General features: G+C 65.5%; 17 protein-coding genes. 6 read left to right on the top strand and 11 right to left on the bottom strand.

The window, feature by feature from the left end:
• Positions 1 to 3 precede the first annotated feature (3 nt).
• A complete protein-coding gene (locus PJE01S_RS00680) occupies positions 4 to 972 on the bottom strand; it encodes a Bug family tripartite tricarboxylate transporter substrate binding protein (RefSeq protein ID WP_068831216.1) in 969 nt (322 codons plus the stop codon).
• A gap of 302 nt (positions 973 to 1,274) precedes the next feature.
• On the opposite strand from PJE01S_RS00680, the gene PJE01S_RS00675 reads away from it, so the two are divergent.
• A complete protein-coding gene (locus PJE01S_RS00675; RefSeq protein WP_068831215.1) occupies positions 1,275 to 2,195 on the top strand; it encodes a LysR family transcriptional regulator in 921 nt (306 codons plus the stop codon).
• Between the two features lie 67 nt (positions 2,196 to 2,262).
• On the opposite strand, the gene PJE01S_RS00670 is transcribed toward PJE01S_RS00675, so the two are convergent.
• The gene (locus PJE01S_RS00670) at positions 2,263 to 3,048 is read right to left on the bottom strand and encodes a crotonase/enoyl-CoA hydratase family protein (protein ID WP_068831214.1); all 786 of its coding nucleotides are present in this window, start codon (positions 3,046 to 3,048) and stop codon (positions 2,263 to 2,265) included.
• Entirely contained in the window at positions 3,042 to 3,317 is a 276-nt protein-coding gene (locus PJE01S_RS00665) for a DUF2917 domain-containing protein (protein ID WP_068831213.1), read from the bottom strand. The genes PJE01S_RS00670 and PJE01S_RS00665 overlap by 7 nt, the downstream gene beginning before the upstream one ends.
• Before the next feature lie 95 nt (positions 3,318 to 3,412).
• Here PJE01S_RS00665 and PJE01S_RS00660 point away from each other — a divergent pair, with 95 nt between their 5' ends.
• Positions 3,413 to 4,336 carry a LysR substrate-binding domain-containing protein gene (locus tag PJE01S_RS00660; RefSeq protein ID WP_068831534.1) on the top strand — a complete coding sequence of 308 codons (924 nt, stop codon included), beginning with the start codon at positions 3,413 to 3,415 and terminating at the stop codon, positions 4,334 to 4,336.
• Positions 4,337 to 4,640: 304 nt separating this feature from the next.
• On the opposite strand, the gene PJE01S_RS00655 is transcribed toward PJE01S_RS00660, so the two are convergent.
• Together PJE01S_RS00655 and PJE01S_RS00650 are read right to left on the bottom strand one after the other, a co-directional pair.
• On the bottom strand, positions 4,641 to 5,564 hold the full coding sequence (locus PJE01S_RS00655) for a pyridoxamine 5'-phosphate oxidase family protein (protein WP_068831212.1): 924 nt from the start codon (positions 5,562 to 5,564) through the stop codon (positions 4,641 to 4,643).
• Positions 5,561 to 6,238: a glutathione S-transferase family protein gene (locus PJE01S_RS00650; RefSeq protein WP_068831211.1), complete on the bottom strand. Its 678-nt coding sequence runs from the start codon at positions 6,236 to 6,238 to the stop codon at positions 5,561 to 5,563. The genes PJE01S_RS00655 and PJE01S_RS00650 overlap by 4 nt, the downstream gene beginning before the upstream one ends.
• A 122-nt stretch (positions 6,239 to 6,360) precedes the next feature.
• On the opposite strand from PJE01S_RS00650, the gene PJE01S_RS00645 reads away from it, so the two are divergent.
• Genes PJE01S_RS00645 through PJE01S_RS00635 form a run of 3 tightly spaced genes read left to right on the top strand, consistent with a single transcriptional unit; the run spans position 6,361 to position 10,162 of the window.
• The gene (locus PJE01S_RS00645; protein WP_068831210.1) at positions 6,361 to 7,251 is read left to right on the top strand and encodes a LysR family transcriptional regulator; all 891 of its coding nucleotides are present in this window, start codon (positions 6,361 to 6,363) and stop codon (positions 7,249 to 7,251) included.
• 15 nt (positions 7,252 to 7,266) lie between these two features.
• Positions 7,267 to 8,643, top strand: coding sequence for a glutathione-disulfide reductase (gene gorA, locus PJE01S_RS00640; protein WP_068831209.1), 1,377 nt, complete (start codon positions 7,267 to 7,269; stop codon positions 8,641 to 8,643).
• A gap of 22 nt (positions 8,644 to 8,665) precedes the next feature.
• On the top strand, positions 8,666 to 10,162 hold the full coding sequence (locus tag PJE01S_RS00635) for an AMP nucleosidase (protein ID WP_068831208.1): 1,497 nt from the start codon (positions 8,666 to 8,668) through the stop codon (positions 10,160 to 10,162).
• 80 nt (positions 10,163 to 10,242) lie between these two features.
• Here PJE01S_RS00635 and tcuB read toward each other — a convergent pair whose 3' ends face one another.
• The 5 genes from tcuB to PJE01S_RS00610 form a co-directional block, all read right to left on the bottom strand.
• Positions 10,243 to 11,403 (bottom strand): tricarballylate utilization 4Fe-4S protein TcuB, encoded by a 1,161-nt coding sequence (tcuB, locus tag PJE01S_RS00630; protein ID WP_068831533.1) that lies wholly within the window; start codon positions 11,401 to 11,403, stop codon positions 10,243 to 10,245.
• Positions 11,390 to 12,796, bottom strand: coding sequence for an FAD-dependent tricarballylate dehydrogenase TcuA (gene tcuA, locus PJE01S_RS00625; RefSeq protein WP_068831207.1), 1,407 nt, complete (start codon positions 12,794 to 12,796; stop codon positions 11,390 to 11,392). Before tcuA ends, tcuB begins: the two co-directional genes overlap by 14 nt.
• Positions 12,797 to 12,817: 21 nt before the next feature.
• The gene (locus tag PJE01S_RS00620) at positions 12,818 to 13,810 is read right to left on the bottom strand and encodes a Bug family tripartite tricarboxylate transporter substrate binding protein (RefSeq protein WP_068831206.1); all 993 of its coding nucleotides are present in this window, start codon (positions 13,808 to 13,810) and stop codon (positions 12,818 to 12,820) included.
• Positions 13,811 to 13,865: 55 nt separating this feature from the next.
• Positions 13,866 to 14,621, bottom strand: a complete 756-nt coding sequence (locus PJE01S_RS00615) for an SDR family NAD(P)-dependent oxidoreductase (protein WP_068831205.1) — start codon at positions 14,619 to 14,621, stop codon at positions 13,866 to 13,868.
• Between the two features lie 135 nt (positions 14,622 to 14,756).
• Positions 14,757 to 15,689 carry a LysR family transcriptional regulator gene (locus tag PJE01S_RS00610; RefSeq protein WP_068831204.1) on the bottom strand — a complete coding sequence of 311 codons (933 nt, stop codon included), beginning with the start codon at positions 15,687 to 15,689 and terminating at the stop codon, positions 14,757 to 14,759.
• Positions 15,690 to 15,843: 154 nt separating this feature from the next.
• On the opposite strand from PJE01S_RS00610, the gene ddpX reads away from it, so the two are divergent.
• Positions 15,844 to 16,440, top strand: coding sequence for a D-alanyl-D-alanine dipeptidase (ddpX, locus tag PJE01S_RS00605; protein WP_068831203.1), 597 nt, complete (start codon positions 15,844 to 15,846; stop codon positions 16,438 to 16,440).
• A gap of 88 nt (positions 16,441 to 16,528) precedes the next feature.
• Here ddpX and PJE01S_RS00600 read toward each other — a convergent pair whose 3' ends face one another.
• The gene (locus tag PJE01S_RS00600; protein WP_068831202.1) at positions 16,529 to 18,766 is read right to left on the bottom strand and encodes an NADP-dependent isocitrate dehydrogenase; all 2,238 of its coding nucleotides are present in this window, start codon (positions 18,764 to 18,766) and stop codon (positions 16,529 to 16,531) included.
• Positions 18,767 to 18,832 lie beyond the last annotated feature (66 nt).

Raw genomic sequence — 18,832 nt, 5'->3', positions numbered from 1 at the left:
CGGCTAGTCGAGTTTGAGCCTGCGTTCATTGATCACCTTGGTCCAGCGCACCGTGTCGTCCCTGATGTACTGGGCCAGTTCCTGCGCGCTGCTCGGCGCAGGCTCGCTGCCTTGCGTCACCAGTTGCTTCGCCACCTCGGGGTCGCGCAGCGCGCGCTGCAGGTCTGCGCTGACCTTGCCGATGAGGTCGGCCGGCGTGCGGGCCGGCGCAAACAGGCCATACCAGATGTCGTATTCAAAACCCGGCACGCCCGACTCGGCCATGGTGGGAATGTGGGTCAGCGCACTGGACCGCTTGGTGCTGGCCACGGCCAGGGCCGTGAGCTTGCCGGTTTTGATGTACTGGACCACGCTCGGCACCGCGTTGATGCCCAGCTGGACATGGCCGCCGACGAGCTCCGATACCGATGGTGCGGCACCTTTGTACGGCACATGGACCATCTCGGTGCCGGTCATCGCCAGAAACATCTCCATGGCCAGGTGACTCGGGCCGCCCGTGCCGCTGGAGCTGTAGTTGAGCGTGCCGGGTTTGCTTTTCGCCAGTGCAATAAGCTCCTTGACCGATTTCACGCCCATCGAAGGATGGATGGTCAGCACCGGGGTGTTGGTCAGCACTTTGCCCACCGGAGCGAAATCCCTGGACGGGCTGTACGACAGCTTGCTCATCAACAGCGGCGTGGTTACGATGCCGGAGCCGGCGCCGAGCACCAGCGTGTACCCGTCCGCCGGGGCCGTTGCCGCAGCTTGCATGCCCGGAATGCCTGGACGGTTGTCGACGATGACCGCCTGGCCCCAGTACTCGGAGAGCTTGCGCGTGACCACGCGCATGGCGTTGTCCGCCGCGGCGCCCGCCGGAAACGGAATGATGATGTGCACGGGCTTGTCGGGATAGCCGGCGGCCTGCACGCCCGGGACGGCCAGGCCGGCGAAAGTGGCGAGTGCAGCGACCCGCAAGAAATGACGTCTGCTCATGAAAGTCTGCTCCAGTAGAGGAAAAAAGGTGGCGGCGAAATCAAAAGCGGTGACGGATGCCGGAACTCAGGGCAGGGATTTTCATGAAAACAGTGCTCCGGCCAGGTTAACGGGAGTTCGACGCAAGCTTGTTGAGTAGGGATTCTGGTGCGCGCGCTTCGGACCCGCAACGGTATGATGAATTCGCATTGCGCTATGCGATTCGCGGAGAAATTGCGGTGTGCTCATGGGCGCAATAGCATGGTCAAACCGGCGCGAAAGGGTGGTCGGTGAAGCGAATCTCCAACCGGGCTTGTGCCGCCATGAACTTCAAACAACTCGAAGCTTTCCAGGCCATCATGGCGTCGGGCTCGACGACGGGTGCAGCGCAACGCCTGGACCTGTCGCAATCCGCCGTCAGCCGCCTGCTGGCCCAGTTTGAAGAAGATCTCGGCCTGCGCCTGTTTGTCCGCGAAAAAGGACGGCTGGTCCCCACGAACGAGGCCCAAGCTCTGCTTCAGGATGCCCAGGGCCTGGTCGATTCCGCGCAATGCTTTCGACGGCACAGCGAACAGCTCCGTCTGGGCGGGTTCAACCGCCCGTTGCTGAAAGTGGCCGTGCCAGGCACCCTGTCCCAGCAACTCATGCCGTCCGTGGTGGCCAGCTTCGTGCGCCAGCATCCGGGCGTGGTGCTGGAAGTGCTGTCCGGCTCCTATTCCGACGCGGAGCGGGCCGTACTGAGCCGCGAAGCCGACATGGGGCTGGTCAGGTTGCCGGTGGAGATGGCGGGCCTCAAGGCGACGGCCTGTCTGGAATCGGAGGCCGTCTGCATCATGCCCCGGGGGCACCCCCTGGAGAAACTGGAAACTGTCGGCGTGCTTGACCTCATCGACGTCTCGCTGATCCTGCTGGGCCGCCAGCGCCTGATCCGCCACGAGATCGACATGGCCTTCCGGCAGGCCCGCGTACTGCCGCGCGTCGCTGCCGAAGTTCATTCCGTGGGGGTGGCCTGCGGTTTCGTGGCGCAGGGCCTGGGGGTATCCATCGTCAATGCGCTGCTGGCCAGCTATTGCCGGGACATGAATTTCGTCAGCCGCCCGTTTCGCCCCCGCATCGCCTACCAGTTGGGCATTGCCTCGCTGGAGAAAGCACCGCTCAGCGCACTGGGTGATGCGTTCTCACAGCATCTGATAGACGCCATCATGGCGGCGGTGCGCCCCGAAGACTGCACACGCCGGATTTGAGGGGCTTGCCTATTCGAGAGCGAGAGGATATCGCACGGCCCATCGCGCCAGCCTGTGCAAAGCCTCCTCAGCGATGGCGAAACACCGGCCGCCGCCCCTCCACAAAGGCGGCCGTGCCTTCCCTCGCATCAGGCGAGGCTGAGGCGATCATGAACTGCGCGGCCTCGATCGCCAGGCCTTCGTCGATGGAAACGTTGAGGCCGCGTGTGACGGCGCGCAACGAGGCCGTGACGGCGACAGCCGAGTTGGCGGCAATCAGGTCCGCCATGCGCAGGCAGGCCGGCAGCAGGTCCTGCGCCGGCGCCACATGGTTGATGAGCCCGATCAGCAGCGCCTCTTCCGCGCTGACGGCCTCTCCGGTCAGGATCATTTCATTGGCGCGCTTGCGGCCTATGTGGCGCGGCAGGCGCTGCGTGCCGCCGAACGGCGGCGGAAAGCCCAGCCGGATTTCGGGCTTGGCAAAGGTGGCGTGCTCCGCTGCAATCGCCAGGCTGCAGGCCTCCATGGTTTCACAGCCGCCGCCGAAGGCGATGCCGTTGACGGCCGCGATGATGGGTTTGGGATAGTTCTCGATGCGCCGCGTCATGGCCTGGCCGCGCATGACGAAGTTGCGGTACGCCGTCTCGGGTGAAGCGGCGACGTCGGGCGCAAAGCCCGCGATGTCGGCACCCGCAGAGAAAGCCCTGTCCCCCCGGCCGGTCAGCACCAGGCAGCGCACCGTCTCGTCACGCTCCAGCGCATCGAGCCGGTCCATGAGTTCGTCAATGAGCTCATAACTCAGGGCGTTGAGTTTTTCGGGGCGGTTCAAGGTCAACACCACGTGTTGGCCATGGCGTTCGGTTTCTATCAGCATGTTGTCTCCAGAGGGTTTCGGGCAGGGGTGTCGGGGGATAAAAATGACAGGACGCCGTAACCGCGCGGGGCGCCAACAAAGTAGGTCGCGGCCTGCGGCGTGACAAAGGACTGGCCGCTCTCCAGCACGACGTCGCTGTCCCGGCGCCCGGCCAGCGCATCGCTGGTGATCCAGAGGCAGCCCCCGGCGCAGCTCAGGACCTGGCCGCGCCGCAGGCGCAGGGGTTTCGGGATGGACCCGAGCTTCAGCGGGGTTTGCGGGGCAAGCATGGCGATCTCCCTGGAAAGTGTGGTTTGATTCTTTCCTGGTTCCGGCCCGCGCGGCCGGATGGTTTGTCATCCGGGGTATTCCAATCATTCATGCCATGCTGAGCCCTTCTTCCTCCAGTGCACTGCGCGCCATGTCGCTTGATGCGATACGCGGCTTCGAGTCGGCCGCGCGCCACCTGAGTTTCACCGCCGCGGCCGAAGAGCTGTTCATCACGCAGTCGGCCGTGAGCAAGCAGGTCAAAAGCCTGGAAGATGCGCTGGGCACGGCGCTGTTCCTGCGCGGCGGAAAAGGATTGAGCCTCACGCCCGAGGGCCGCCAGCTCTTTGAGGCGGCCCGTGCCTCGCTGGCGCAACTGGCCTCGGCCGTGGACCGCCTGCTGGCGGTGGACAGGGTGTCGGTGTCGGTCACCACCACGCCGTCATTTGCCGCGCTGTGGCTGGCGCCCAAGCTTGCGAAGTTCCAGCAGCTGGAGCCTGCCATCGACGTGCGCGTTGACGCCTCGGAAGCGCGGGTGAACCTGGAACGCGAAGGCATGGACCTGGCCGTGCGGCTGAGCCCGCCGCTACCCGGCGGCGAAGGCCCGCCGCCCCTGCTGCAGGAACAAGCCCTGCTGGTGGCGGCGCCGGCCGTCGCGGCGCGCATCGAAACGGCCGACGGCATCCTGCGCACGCCGCTGCTCGTGTATTACGACCCGGCCACGCGCTTTTCCTGGATGTCGTGGACGGCCTGGTATGAGCGGCTGGGCCTCAAGCAGTCGACCCAACAGCCCTGCCTCTATTTCTCGCAGTACGAACATGTGCTGACCGCCGCCGTGCAGGGCGCCGGCATCGCCATAGGGCGCACGCCGCTGGTGCTGCCGCTGCTCAGGAGCGGCCAGCTCAAGGTGGTGCTACCCGGCCAGACGGTCGAAGGCATGGGCTACCGCATCGTCACCTCAGTGCACGGCGCAGAGCGCCCGGCCGTGCAGAAGTTTCGCGCCTGGCTGGAGCGCGAGCTCGCGATGGAAGCCATCGGCTGAGTTCGCGTCAACGTTGCAGGTCAGGCCCTCATTTCCAGGCGTTCCAGGCGCCGGTGGTCTCCAGCACCGGTGACCCTAGAAACGGCAGTTGGATGCGCCCGCCAGTGCCGTGATCGGCGTGCCAAGCAAGGCGAGACGACGCGGCGCACTCCTGTGCGCAAGGAGGAGCAACGCCGCATGGTGCGTCGAGCGCGGTGCTGGCGGGTGCATAGCGCTGTTCACCACGCGGGTGAACGCCATCGAAGCCGCCAACGTCAGCATCCATGCGGCCGGCGAGACAGTGATAAGCGGTCAACTGCCGTTTCTAGGGTGGCAGCTCCGCCTCACCCCAACGCAGGGGCAGTGAGTTCTCCACGCGCCGCATCGATTGCACCTTGAAACGCAGCAGGCGCTGCGCCCCGGCGAAGGACCGCACCTCGGGCCCGTCCCAGATGATGTCGGCGGTGACGGCGAGGTACAACAGGTCGCCGCGGTCGAAGTCGATGAACAGCAGCCCGGCGCGCGGGTTGACCGCAATATTGCCCAAGGTGTTGAAGAAAAAATTGCCGATGAAATCCGGCACGGTGAGGGTGTCGTCGGCATCCACCCGCACAAAGCCGGGCTTGCCGCCGCGGTGCGAGACATCCACACCAGCGGCCCGGCCCGCCTGCGCGCTGTCTCCGGCATACGCGGTGGCGATGAACAGCGTGTCGGCCGCGGCAACCATGCGGCGCGCGGCATCATCCAGTTGCGTCGCGGTGTGTACAGCCGGTTGGATGGAAAGGTGCTCTTTCACATACACCGGCTCGCGAGCCTGGATGTATTTGGGGCAGTTGCCGAAGCTCTGGCTCAGCGCCACCCCAAACCCCGAGGCATTCACACCCTGCACCACGCCATTCATGCGGTTGCGCCGCCGCGTGTGCGGCTCGATGCCCAAAAGGCCTATGGGCGCGCCGTCCGCCAGCGTGTCCTGCAGGGGATCGCCCCGCAGAGGCCGCGCCCGCAGCAGCAGGTGCTGCGGGTCGGGCGAGCGGATGAAGCCCGGCGGCTGCGCCAGCACCGAGGCCCAGGGCTGGCCGCCCGCATCCACCGTGCCGGCAAGCACAAACGGCAGTTGCTCAAAGAACGCGCGGTGCTGGTCCGGCATGAAGTCCCGGATGACGCGCGGGCCCATCTGCTCCAGCCGCTCCCGCACGCCCACGCGCGCCTGCACCGCGCGCTCGCCTTCGTGAAAGGTGGGAGCGTTCACACCGCCAGCCCGATGGGGGTTTTGACCATGGGCACAAAGCGTGGCAGCGCCTCAATGCGGGCCAGCCAGGCACGCAACCGGGGGTAGGCCTGCAGTGACACATTGCCCTCGGGGGCATGGGCGGCGTAGCTGTAGTTGGCAATGTCGGCCAGCGTGGGCGTGCTGCCGGTGAGGAACGCGGACTGCCCAAGCTGTTGCTCCATCACCGCAAAAAGAGCGTGGGCACGGGCCACGGCGGCATCCGGGCTGTCGGGTCGCTTGAACAGCTGGATCACGCGCGCCACAGCGGGCCCGAATGCCAGCTGGCCGGCGGCCACCGACAACCAGCGCTGCACGGCGGCGGCGGCCAGCGGCTCCCCAGGCAGCCACTGGTCCGCATCGACGGCATAGCGCCCGGTGAGGTAGACAAGGATGGCGTTGGAGTCGGCCAGGGTGACCTCGCCGTCCTGAATCACCGGCACCTGGCCGAAGGCATTCATGGCCAGGAAGGCCGGCGTTTTGTGGGCCCCGGCCGCCAGGTCGATATCCACCCGCTCAAACGGCAGGCCGAGCAGGGACAGGAACAGCTCCACCCGGTGGGAGTGGCCTGAAATGGCGGAGCGGTACAGCGTGATGGGCTGCGCGGGAAGGGCCTTGCGGCCCGCGCTGGGGGTTGAAGTGGCGGTGGTGTTCATGCGGGTCTTTCGGGGAGTTGATCTGGAAGGCTGGATTCTGTTTGATCCGTTATTCTGAATAAATAGCTTGTGACGCATTTAACCAATCCACTGAATGGATGAATAGAAGTAACATCCCCGCCATGGACAAGCTCAGGGCCATGCAGGCCTTTATTCATATTGCCGAAGAAGGCAGCCTCACCGCCGCGGCCCGGGTCATGGAATCGTCGCTGCCGGCCATGGTGCGCACACTGGCCGGCTTCGAGGCGCAACTGGGCGTGCGCCTCTTCAACCGGACCACGCGGCGCATTTCACTGACCGAAGAAGGCCGGCGCCACCTGGAGAGCTGCCGGCAAGTGCTGGCCGCACTCGCCGATGCCGAGGCGGCGCTGACGGCCGAAGCGGCGGAACCGGCAGGCCATCTGACCATCACCGCGCCCATGCTGTTCGGGCAGATGCATGTGGCGCCTGCCGTGACGCGCTTTGTGCAGCAGCACGAGAAGATGCGTTGCAGCATGGTGCTGCTGGACCGCGTGGTCAACCTGCTGGAAGAAGGCATTGACGTGGGCATTCGCATTGGCGAGCCCGAAGACTCCAGCCTGGTGGCGCAGAACGTCGGGCATATCCGGCGCCTGGTGGTGGCCAGCCCCGCCTGGCTGCGGCGCCACGGCGTGCCTCGACATCCCAAGGACCTGCTGAAAGCCAACTGCGTGCGCGTGACCGACCATACCCCCACATGGGGGCCGTTCAATGACCAGGGCCGGCAACTGCGCCTGGCCGTCAGTGGTAATCTGGAGTTCAACCAGATCGCTCCGGCGGTGGCGGCTTGCGCGGCGGGTGCGGGCTTGGGCTCTTTTTTCTCTTACCAGGTGGCGCCTTTTTTGCGGAGCAGGCAGTTGCGCACCGTGCTGGAGGATTTTGAGCCGCCGAGGCACCCGATCAACGTGGTCTACCCGCACGCCCGGCTGCTGCCCATGCGCACCCGGGTGTTCATCGAGTGGATCAAAAAGGAACTCCAGGAATTCCAGTCCTGAAAGGAAAAAAAACATATGCCGGCTTTTGACTTTGATCTTTTCGTCATCGGCGGGGGCAGTGGCGGCGTGCGCGCCGCACGCATGGCCGCGCAGCGCGGCGCCCGCGTGGCGCTGGCCGAAGTGGCGGCCATGGGCGGCACCTGCGTCAACGTGGGCTGCATCCCGAAGAAGCTTTACAGCTATGCCGCCCACTACGCCGAGAGTTTTGAAGAGTCCCATGGATTTGGCTGGGTCGGCGAGGCGCCCACACTGGACTGGGAGGCGCTCAAGGCCAACCGCGCACGCGAAATTTCACGGCTCAACGGCATTTATATCCAGCTGCTCAGGAGCTCGGGCGTGCAGATCATTGAAGACTGGGCCACGCTGGCGGACAAGCACACGGTGGACGTGGGCGGCAAGCACTACAGCGCCCGCCACATCCTGATTGCCACCGGCGGCACGCCCAGCGTCCCCGAAGTACCCGGCCGCGAGCATGTCATCACCTCCAACGAGATCTTTGACCTGACGCCCTTCCCCAAGCGCCTGCTGGTGGTGGGCGGCGGCTACATTGCCTGCGAATTCGCCTCCATCTTCAACGGGCTGGGCGCCCAGGTCACGCAGGCCTACCGGGGCGCCCAGGTGCTGCGCGGCTTTGACGATGATGTGCGCGCCTTCATTGCCGGCGAGATGAGCAAGGCCGGCGTCAACCTGCAACTCAACACGGACATCGCCGCCATCACCAAAACGGCGGAAGGCCTGCGGGTGGAAGTCAAAGGTGGCGGCGCCAGCTTCGTGGTCGACACCGTCCTGTATGCGACGGGCCGCGAGCCCCTGACCGGCGGACTCAACCTGGACACCGCGGGCGTGGCGGTCAATGACGCCGGGGCGATTCAGGTGAATGCGCAGTACCAGAGCTCGGTGCCCTCGATTCACGCCGTTGGCGACGTCACGGCGCGCCTGCAGCTCACGCCCGTGGCGCTGGGTGAGGCCATGGTGGTGGCGGACCGGCTGTTTGGCCCGGCTGCCGGCAAGAAGCCGCGCCACATGAGCTACGAGTTCATTCCCTCGGCGGTGTTTACCCATCCCAACATCGGCACCGTGGGCTATACCGAAGCCCAAGCGCGCGAGAAATTCGGCCAGATCAGCGTCTACCGCAGCGACTTCAAGGCCCTCAAGCACACGCTCAGCGGCAGCACCGAGCGCACGCTCATGAAGCTGCTGGTCGACGACGCCACCGACCGCGTGGTCGGCCTGCACATGGTGGGCGCCGACGCCGGTGAAGTCGTGCAGGGCTTTGCCGTGGCCATGAAGGCCGGCGCGACCAAGGCCCTCTTCGACAGCACGATTGGCATCCACCCCACGGCCGCGGAAGAATTTGTCACCATGCGCGAACCCGTGAAAACGCCCGACTGACCAACGCCTCTACCTACTCCATATGTCCTACCTGCCCACTTTCATCGCCCCCAGCCGCTACACCGACCCCGCCGCCGCACTGGCGCAGGTCCGAGCGATTTACGACCGGCAAATTGCCCATCTGCGCGATGCCATGCAGCGCTACGTGGCGGGGGAGACCCTGCCCGGCCATGTGCGCGCCTGCTACCCCTTTGTACGCCTGCACACCGACACGGTGGCGCGCACCCCGGCCGCCCCCGACAGCGCCCGGCTGAGTTACGGTTTTGTCGCCGGCCCCGGCCGTTTTGAAACCACGCTGACCCGTCCCGACCTGTATGGCGACTACTACCTGGAACAGTTCCGCCTGCTGCTGCAAAACCACGATGTGGAACTGGAGGTGGGCACCAGCACCCAGCCGATTCCCATCCATTTCTCGTTTGCCGAAAACGACCACATCGAGGGCACCATGAGCGCGGCCCGCCGCCTGCTGATGCGCGATGTATTTGACCTGCCCGACCTGGCCGCCATGGACGATGGCATCGCCAACGGCACCCACGCCCCGCTTCCCGGGGAGCCGCAGCCGCTGTCGCTGTTCACCGCCGCGCGCGTGGACTATTCGCTGCAACGCCTGCGCCACTACACCGGCACCTCGCCCGACTGGTTCCAGAACTTTGTGCTGTTCACCAACTACCAGTTCTACATCGATGAATTCGTGCGCCTGGGCCACGAGGCCATGGCCGACCCGGACAGCGAGTACATCGCCTTTGTCGAGCCCGGCAATGTGGTGACCCGGCGCGCGGGCCTGCCCGCCGAGGCCGGGGACGAAGTGGGCGCGGCGCCGCCGCGACTGCCGCAAATGCCGGCCTACCACCTGCTGCGCGCGGACCGCAGCGGCATCACCATGGTCAATATTGGCGTGGGTCCGGCCAACGCCAAGACCATCACCGACCACATCGCCGTGCTGCGGCCGCACGCCTGGATCATGCTCGGCCACTGCGCCGGCTTGCGCAACAGCCAGCGGCTGGGCGACTATGTGCTGGCCCATGGTTATGTGCGCGAAGACCATGTGCTGGACGAAGAGCTGCCGCTGTGGGTGCCGATCCCGGCGCTGGCCGAAATCCAGGTCGCACTGGAAAAAGCCGTGGCCGACGTAACCCACGCCGAAGGCCCTGACCTCAAGCGCATCATGCGCACCGGCACCGTGGCCTCGACCGACAACCGCAACTGGGAGTTGCTGCCCGGCAACCAGCCGCAGCGCCGCTTCAGCCAGAGCCGGGCCGTTGCCCTGGACATGGAAAGCGCCACGATCGCCGCCAACGGATTTCGCTTTCGGGTGCCCTATGGCACCTTGCTGTGCGTGAGCGACAAGCCGCTGCACGGCGAGATCAAGCTGCCCGGCATGGCCAACCAGTTTTACCGCGAGCGTGTCGACCAGCATTTGCGCATCGGCATGCGCGCCGTTGAACTGCTGCGCGCCAGCGGCATCAGCCAGCTGCACAGCCGCAAACTGCGCAGCTTCTCGGAAGTGGCTTTCCAGTAGGCACTCGGCCATGCCGCTATATTTTGTATAGCTGGCAGCGACCGCCGCTTCTGGGCCAGAGGCACTTTCCTCTTAAAAACTCAATCGCTGCCCAGCTGCAGGCGGTTGGGCTGGCGCTTTTCAATCGCCCATTTCAGCAGCGCCGCGCAGCGGTAGATGCCGTGGGCGAACTTGCCGTAAGGCAGGGTTGCAAACAGCGCCATCACCACGCCCAGGTGCAGCGCCAGCAGCAAGGCCATGGCCGCCGTGTCGCGCCCGGCCAGCAAGGCCAGGCCGGTGAGGCTGGTGAAGAACAGCAGCCCGATAAACCCCCGGTCCATGGGCTTTTGCGCGGCGTCACCCTGCTGGGGATGGCGATGCAGATGGAGCCACAACAGCCCGGCCGGGCCGACCAGCAGGCCTATGCCGCCGACAGTGCCCAGCAGCACCGGCAGGCTGGTGAGGCCGTAGGACGCGGACCACCTGAACACATAGTGGTACACGGTGGCCACGCAGGTGGCGGCAAAGCACAGCATGAAGCCGTAGAAGGTGGCGTGGTGAAAACGCCGCCGCCACAGCGTGAATGCATCGTCGGCGTCGTTGCAGCCCTCGCCGTGCCCGCCGTCCAGGTATTTCAGGCGCAAGGCATTGCCGGCGGCCTCAGCCACGGCAGCCCCCGGGGCATCCCCCGGCGACACTTCGCGCCAGAACCTGCGCACGCCCAGGCCCAGGGCCAGCGCGGCAAACAGGAAAATCGGCGCAAACATGGCCACCAGCAGGTTATGCGGAAAGATGGCGTAGAAGTTTCCGGCCAGCGGCGCGTGAATGAGCGTGCCGTTCATCACCAGCGCCAGCACCAGGAACAGCGCCAGTCCGGCAGCCAGCGCCAGCGCCACGGTCAGGCCGTTGCGCTTGTAGAGAGCACCCAGCGCGGGCGGCCAGGCGTAGTCGGCGTAGGTTTGGCCGCGCACCTGGGCCATGGCCTGCGGCACGCTGACGGCAAACTCGTGCGGCGGTGCGTACTGGCAGGCATGCAGGCAGGCCCCGCAGTTGTGGCACAGGTTGGCCAGGTAGTGGATGTCGGCCTGGCCGAACGCCAGGCGCCGCGTCATGGCGGGGAACACGGCGCAGAAGCCCTCGCAGTAGCGGCAGGCATTGCAGATCTGCAGCTGCCGGCCGACTTCGGCCTCATACGGTGTGAGCGCCAATTCGCCGAGTGCCAGCGCGCGGGCGTCGCGGGTCAGGGCTTCAAGCTGTTGCAAAATTTGCTCCATTTTTGATAGCTGCCTGCGCAGCCTGCACACCGGCAATGCGGCCAAACGCCGTGCCAATCGTCATGCCGACCCCGGCGGTGTAGCCCTTGCCCAGCACATTGCCCGCCATGATTTCGCCGGCGGCAAACAGGTTGGGACTGGCCTGGCCGCCGAAATGCACGGCGGCCTGTTCATTGACCTTCATGCCCAGGTAGGTGAAGGTGATGCCGGGCTTTAGCGCGTAACCGTAAAACGGCGCGGTGTCCAAAGGCCGGGCCCAGTGCGTCTTGGCAGGGCTCAAGCCCTCGGTATGGCAATCGTCCAGCACCGCATGGTCAAAGCTGCCGACACGGCAGGCCGCGTTGTAGTCCTTCACCGTGCGCATAAAGGCCGGCTCGTCCAGGCCCAGCTGGCGCGCCAGCTGCTCCAGCGAATCGGCTTTTTCGCCGGGAAACACCGGCGGCATGAAGCGGCCAATGGCCTTGGCGTCAATCACCGAATACGCCAGTTGCCCGGGCTGGTGCGCCACCAGCCGGCCCCAGATGGCGTAGCGCTTGGGCCAGAAGTCTTCGCCTTCGTCGTAAAAGCGCTGGGCGTGTTTGTTCACCACGATACCGAGTGAGACACAGTCCACCCGGGTGCAGATTCCGCCGTCGTAGAGCGGCGCGCGTGCGTCAATCGCCACCGAGTGGCTTTGCGTCGGGTCGCCGATGGTGTCGGCGCCCTGCGCGATCAGGTCGCGCAGCAGCACCCCCATGTTGAAGCGCGTGCCCCGGATGGCGAAGTTGTCGGCCGGCCATTCGCCGGCCTCGTTCTGGCCCCAGGCCTCACGCAACCATTCGCGGTTGGACTCGAAGCCGCCGCTGGCGACCACACAGGCCCGCGCCTCGATGCGCTCCGCACCGCAGTGCGCCGCCACAAAACGGCCGGCACGCAATTCCAGACGGTCTACCGGTGACTCATAGCGGATCTGCACGCCCAGGCGCTCGGCACTGCGGTAGTAAGCGTTGACCAGCGCCTTGCCGCCGCCCATGAAAAACGCGTTGGTGCGCGACAGGTGCAGCGTGCCCGACAGCGAGGGCTGAAAGCGCACGCCGTGCTGGCGCATCCAGCCGCGGCAGTGCGAGGACTCGCGAATCGCCAGCCGGGCCAGCTGCTCGTTGGTCTGCCCGCCGGTGACCTTGAGCAGGTCCTGCCAGTACTCTTCCTCCGGATAGGCCTCGGTCAGCACATCCTGCGGCGCCTCATGCATGCAGCGCAGGTTGCGCGTGTGCTGCGAGTTGCCGCCGCGCCATTCACGCGGCGCAGCTTCGAGCAGCAGCACGCTGGCGCCGGCTTCGCGAGCCATCAGCGCGGCACACAGCGCGGCGTTGCCGCCACCGATGACCAATACATCCACCATGCCAATCACTCCTGTCGCTGGTCAATCGGCGTGAATGCCGGCGCGCTTGACGATGTCGCTCCAGATTTTTTGCTCGCCCGCGATGAAAGAGGCGAATTCACTGGAAGGCCCGCCGCCGCTGATCGCGTTGTCCGAGGTGAAGCGGGCCGTGACCGCCGGTGACTTCAGCGCCTTGAGCGACTCTTCCTGCAGGCGCTTGACCACGTCTGCGGGCGTGCCGGCCGGTGCCAGAATGCCGTACCACTGCGAGGTTTCAAAGTTCTTGAACCCCATCTCGGCCACGGTGGGCACATCGGGAAGGCCGGAGATGCGCTGCGTGGTCCCCACGGCGATGGCGCGCAGCCTGCCGCTCTTGATGTAGGCGCTCAGGGCGGGCAGGCCCGCCGACGAGGCCTGGGTGCGGCCCGACAGCAAATCGGTCAATTGCGGGCCGGTGCCGCGGTAGGGAATGTGCGTGATGAACATGCCGGTGACCAGCTTCAAGTACTCCATGGCCAGGTGGCCGGCGCTGGCATTGCCGGCCGAGCCGTAATTGAGCCGGCCGGGATTCTTCTTGGCATAGGCCACAAACTCCTCGAAGTTTTTGGCCGGGACATCGGGATGAATCACAAAGACGTTGGGCACCTTGGCGAGCAGGGTCACCGGGATGAAATCCTTGTTGACGTCATAGGGCTGGTTCTTCAGCATGTAGGGATTGACGGCCAGCGTGCCCACATGGCCCAGGATGAGGGTGTGGCCGTCCGGGGCCGACCTCGCCACCTCGTGCATGGCCACCGTGCCCGCCCCGCCGGGCTTGTTGTCCACATACACGCTTTGCCCCAGCTGCTTGCTGAGCTCGGCGGCCACCGAGCGGGCGACAATTTCCGAGGTGCCTCCCGGTGCAAACGGCACCACAAAGCGGATGGCCCGGGACGGCCATGCGGCCTGGGCGCGCGCCCCGGGCAAGGCCAGCACCGACGCACCGAGGGCGGCAGCCTGCAAAACGGTACGCCGGGAAATTGAAACGTTCATCATGAGGCTGTCTCCTGGTAGGGCCTTGCGGGGACGGATCTCTGGCGGACCCTGGTGGTTAGAACTGGTAGCGGCGCAGGCCGCCATCGACCGGAATCACCGCGCCGGTGATGTAGCTGGCCAGTGGCGACGATAAAAAACACACCAGGTTGGCCATGTCTTCCGGCTCGCCATAGCGGCCCATGGGGATTTCGTTTTCGCACTGCCACTGGCGGTACTCCGGCGTGTAGTTGCGGAAAATCTGCTCCGAATGGATGCGGCCCGGCGGAATGCTGTTGACCGTGATGCCATGCTTGCCGATCATGCGGCTCAGGCCCTTGGCCCAGCTGTGAATGCCGGCCTTGGCGCAGAAGGCGCCATTGACATGGTCGGGCTCGCTCTTGCCGGTGATGTTGATGATGCGCCCCCATTTGCGCGCGATCATCTGGTCGATCAACGCATCGGCGACCTGGCGTGGCCGGTGGAAGTTGAGGGTGATGGCTTCCTGCCAGCGGTCTTCGTCCACATGCAGGTCGGCGAAGGAGCGCGAGCCGCCCGCGTTGTTGACCAGGATGTCCACATGACCCAGCCCGGCCATGGCCGCACCCGTCAGGGTTTTGGCGGCGTCTTCGGCATACAGGTCGGACTCAATGACCACCGGGCGATGGCCGCCGCGGCTGACAATTTCTTCGGCGACCTCGTTGAGCAGGGCGGTGCGGCGCGCCGAAATCGCCAGCCTGACGCCCTCGGCAGCCAGCGCGAGCGCAATGCCCCGGCCTATGCCGGTGCTGGCGCCGGTCACCAGCGCGGTTTTTCCTTCAAGTTGCAAATCCATCGTGTTGCCTCCTCTTGGCCTTGGGTAGAAATCGTCGAAGGCTGCAATTTAGCGCTGAAGCGCGGCCCGCGGAAGGCGGTGCATGGCATGGGGCCATCACAAAACGTGATGGGGTTCAGGCGGGTCAGGCACGTTTCAGCCCGCGGCCAGCCGTGCGCCGACCCAACGGCCCGAGCGCACCGCCTCGGCCGCGCAGTCCGCCAGCACCACGCGCGCCGCCAGGGCGGCCGGCGACAGCTCGTCGTCGGACAGGCTGCACAGCGAGTTGCTGCGGTGCGCCAGCGTGTCGGTGATTTGCGCCAGATGAAAGCGCTGGGGCGCATCGGCAAAACGGCTCACCGCCGCCCAGGGTTGCAGCGTGCAGCCCAGGCCGCTGTCGACCGCATCCATCAGCATGGCCAGGGAATCGATTTCGGCGACCAGCGTGGGTTTGCATTTGGCCCGGGCAAAGGCGCTGTCAAGCGTGCTGCGCAAACCATGCGTGCCGGTGGGCAGGATCAGGGGCATGCCGGCCAGCTGGGCCACGCGGATGCGGCTGGCGGGCTTCCCCGCCAGCCCCTGGCGCGACCGGATCAAATACAGCTTTTCCTCGAGCAGGGGCAGCACACTCCAGCGGCGCCCGGCATGGGTATTGAACAGCACGGCCAGATCCAGCTGGCGCGCGTTGAGCATGGCCGTGAGATGCCCCGACAGACTCTCCACCATGTGCAGGCGGACATCCGGGTAGCGCGCCCGCATGGCCCGCATCAATGGCAGGCCCAGCACGGCGGCGGTGGTGGGCGCCATGCCCACGCTGACACTGCCCGACAGGCGCGAGTGCTGCGCCGCGCGGGCGGCCTGCTCCACATGGCGCAGCACCAGCTGGGCCTCGCGGAAAAACGCCAGGCCGGCCTCGGTGGGCACCACGCCCTTGGGGCTGCGCTGCAGCAGGCGGGTCGACAGCTCGCCCTCCAGGCGGCTGATCTGCTGGCTCAGGGCCGACTGCACCATGTCCAGGTCCAGCGCCGCGCGGCTGATGCTGCCCAGCTCGATCACCCGGACCAGATAACGCAGTTGGCGCAGTTCCATGCAGACTCCTTCGGTGGGGCTTGACCATCATCGTTTGTGATGCCCATGATCATCGCACGAGGCACCGTATGCCCGCCCGGCCGCTCCCCCCCCTCGCATGGCCGCGGTCCGTGTTTAAATGGCAGGTTCTGGCAAAAATGACCGCTCAGGATTTATGGAAACCCAGCGCCCCCTCGTGCTCATCACCGAGCACACCCACGACGTAGAAATTGATCTCATCTACGCCGGCGAGGACAACTTCACCGGCCAGGTGATCTACGAGCACCCGCTGTGCTTTTTGCACCCCAAGGCTGAAGCGGGCCTGCGCAAGGCCAGCGCGGCCGCCCGGGGGTTTGGCTTTCGGCTCAAAATCCTCGATGCATTCCGGCCGCAGGAGGCGCAGGAAGCACTGTGGGCCGTCGCGCCCATTCCCGGCTATGTCGCAGACCCGGCCAAGGGCTCCAACCACACGCGGGGCGTCGCCGTCGACCTGACGCTGACAGGCCCGGACGGGCAGGTGCTCGACATGGGCACGCCGGTGGACACCATGACCGCCGCTTCCCACCATTTTCATGCGGCGCTGCCGGCGGCCATCCAGGTCAACCGCATGTACCTGCTCACCATCATGCTGGAAGCGGGCTTTGTGCACCATCCCAATGAGTGGTGGCACTACCAGTTGCCGGACGCCGGGCAATTCCCGCTGATAGACAGCCATGCCTTCATGAACTGCGTGCCAGCCGGCAGCAAGCCGGCCGAAGCCTGCGCCCTCTAGACGGGCGCGGCTTCCGGGGATTTCCCTGGGCCTTGCGGCCCTGCCAGTGCGGATCTGCCGCATCGCGCAGATCCGCACAGCCTGACGCTTAGAGGTGCGCCGCGCTCAATGCTGAATTGAAGGTGGCGCTCGGGCGCATGACGGCCTCGGCCTTCGCCGTGTCGAGCAGGTAGTAACCGCCGATGTCCGCCGGCTTGCCCTGCACCGCATTGAACTCGGCCACGATCTGCGCCTCTTGCTCAGTCAGCGCCTTGGCCAGCGGCGCGAAATGCGCCTGCAGTTCCTTGTCTTCCGTCTGCTCAGCCAGCGCCTGCGCCCAGTACATGGCCAGGTAGAAATGGCTGCCGCGGTTGTCCAGCTCGCCGGTGCGGGTCTTGGGGCCTTTGCTGTTGTCAAGCAGCTTGCCGGTGGCGGCGTCCAGCGTCCTGGCCAGCAGGTTTGCCTTGGCGTTGCCGGTCTTGAGCCCCAGGTCTTCCAGCGACACGGCCAGCGCCAGGAACTCGCCCAGCGAGTCCCAGCGCAGGTGGTTTTCTTCCACCAGTTGCTGCACATGCTTGGGCGCCGAGCCGCCGGCGCCGGTTTCGTACATGCCGCCGCCTGCCATCAGGGGCACGATGGACAGCATCTTGGCGCTGGTGCCCAGCTCCATGATCGGGAACAGGTCGGTCAGGTAGTCGCGCAGGATGTTGCCGGTCACCGAGATCGTGTCCAGGCCGCGGATGACGCGCTCCAGCGTGTAGCGCATGGCGCGCACCTGCGACATGATCTGGATGTCGAGGCCGGCCAGGTCGTAGTCCTTGAGGTACAACTCGACCTTCTTGATCAGCTCGTTTTCATGCGGGCGGTAGGGGTCGAGCCAGAACACGGCCGGCATGCCCGAGTTGCGCGCGCGTGTCACGGCCAGCTTGACCCAGTCGCGCACCGGTGCGTCCTTGACCTGGCACATGCGCCAGATGTCGCCGGCTTCGACGTTCTGGGAAAACAGCACTTCGCCGGTGGCGATGTCCACGATGCTGGCCACGCCGTCTTCGGCGATCTCGAAGGTCTTGTCGTGCGAGCCGTATTCCTCGGCCTGCTGAGCCATCAGGCCCACGTTAGGCACGGTGCCCATGGTCTTGGGGTCGAAGTTGCCGTGCCACTTGCAGAAGTTGATGATCTCCTGGTAGATGCGGGCAAAGGTCGATTCGGGCATCACGGCCTTGACGTCCTTCAGGCGTCCATCGGCGCCCCACATCTTGCCGCCGTTGCGGATCATCGCGGGCATGGAGGCGTCCACGATGATGTCGTTGGGCGAGTGGAAGTTGGTGATGCCCTTGGCCGAGTCCACCATGGCGAGCTCCGGGCGGTGTTCGTGGCAGGCATGCAGGTCGCGCTTGATCTCGTCCTGCTTGCTTTGCGGCAGGGTGGAGATACGCTCGTACAGGTTGGCCATGCCGTTGTTCACGTTCACGCCCAGCTCGTCAAACAACTGGCCGTGCTTGGCAAAGGCATCCTTGTAGAAAATCTTCACGCAGTGGCCGAACACGATGGGGTGCGAGACCTTCATCATCGTGGCCTTGACGTGCAGCGAGAACATCACGCCGGTCTTGAAGGCGTCGTCGATTTCCTTTTCGTAGAACTCGAGCAGCGCCTTCTTGCTCATGAACATGCTGTCGATGATCTCGCCGGCCAGCAGCGAGACCTTGGGCTTGAGCACGATGGTCTTGCCGCTCTTGGTGCTCAGCTCCATCTTCACATCGCGGGCCTTGTCCAGCGTCAGCGACTTTTCGCCGTGGTAGAAGTCGCCGTGGTGCATGTGCGAGACGTGCGTGCGCGAGGCCTGGCTCCACTCGGCCATCGAGTGCGGGTTCTTGCGGGCGTATTCCTTGACGGCCTTGGGCGCGCGGCGATCCGAGTTGCCTTCGCGCAGCACCGGGTTGACGGCGCTGCCGATGCACCGGGCATAGCGCGCGCGAATGGCCTTTTCCTCGTCGGTCTTGGGGCTTTCGGGGTAGTCGGGAATGTTGAAACCCTTGGACTGCAGCTCTTTGATGGCGCTCACAAGCTGGCCCACCGAGGCGCTGATGTTGGGCAGCTTGATGATGTTGGTGTCGGGGTCCTGCGTCAGGCGGCCCAGCTCGGCCAGCGTGTCGGGCACTTTCTGCGCATCGGTGAGGAACTCGGGGAATTCGGCCAGAACCCGCGCCGCAACCGAGATGTCGCTCTCGACGATGTCAATGCCGGCCGGTGCCGCGAACGTGCGGATGACGGGCAGCAGGGAATGGGTCGCCAGCAGCGGCGCCTCGTCAGTGAGCGTGTAAATGATTTTCGATTTTCCGGTTGTCATTGCGATCCTCTGGTTTGAAATGGGTTGAGATGAGTTTATTCAATTTAACCGGCCAATATAGGGCAG

Source organism: Polaromonas jejuensis NBRC 106434, assembly GCF_001598235.1.
GTDB lineage: Bacteria > Pseudomonadota > Gammaproteobacteria > Burkholderiales > Burkholderiaceae_C > Polaromonas > Polaromonas jejuensis.
Note: the sequence above shows the minus strand (reverse complement) of the source record. Positions and strands in the feature narration are given on the sequence as shown.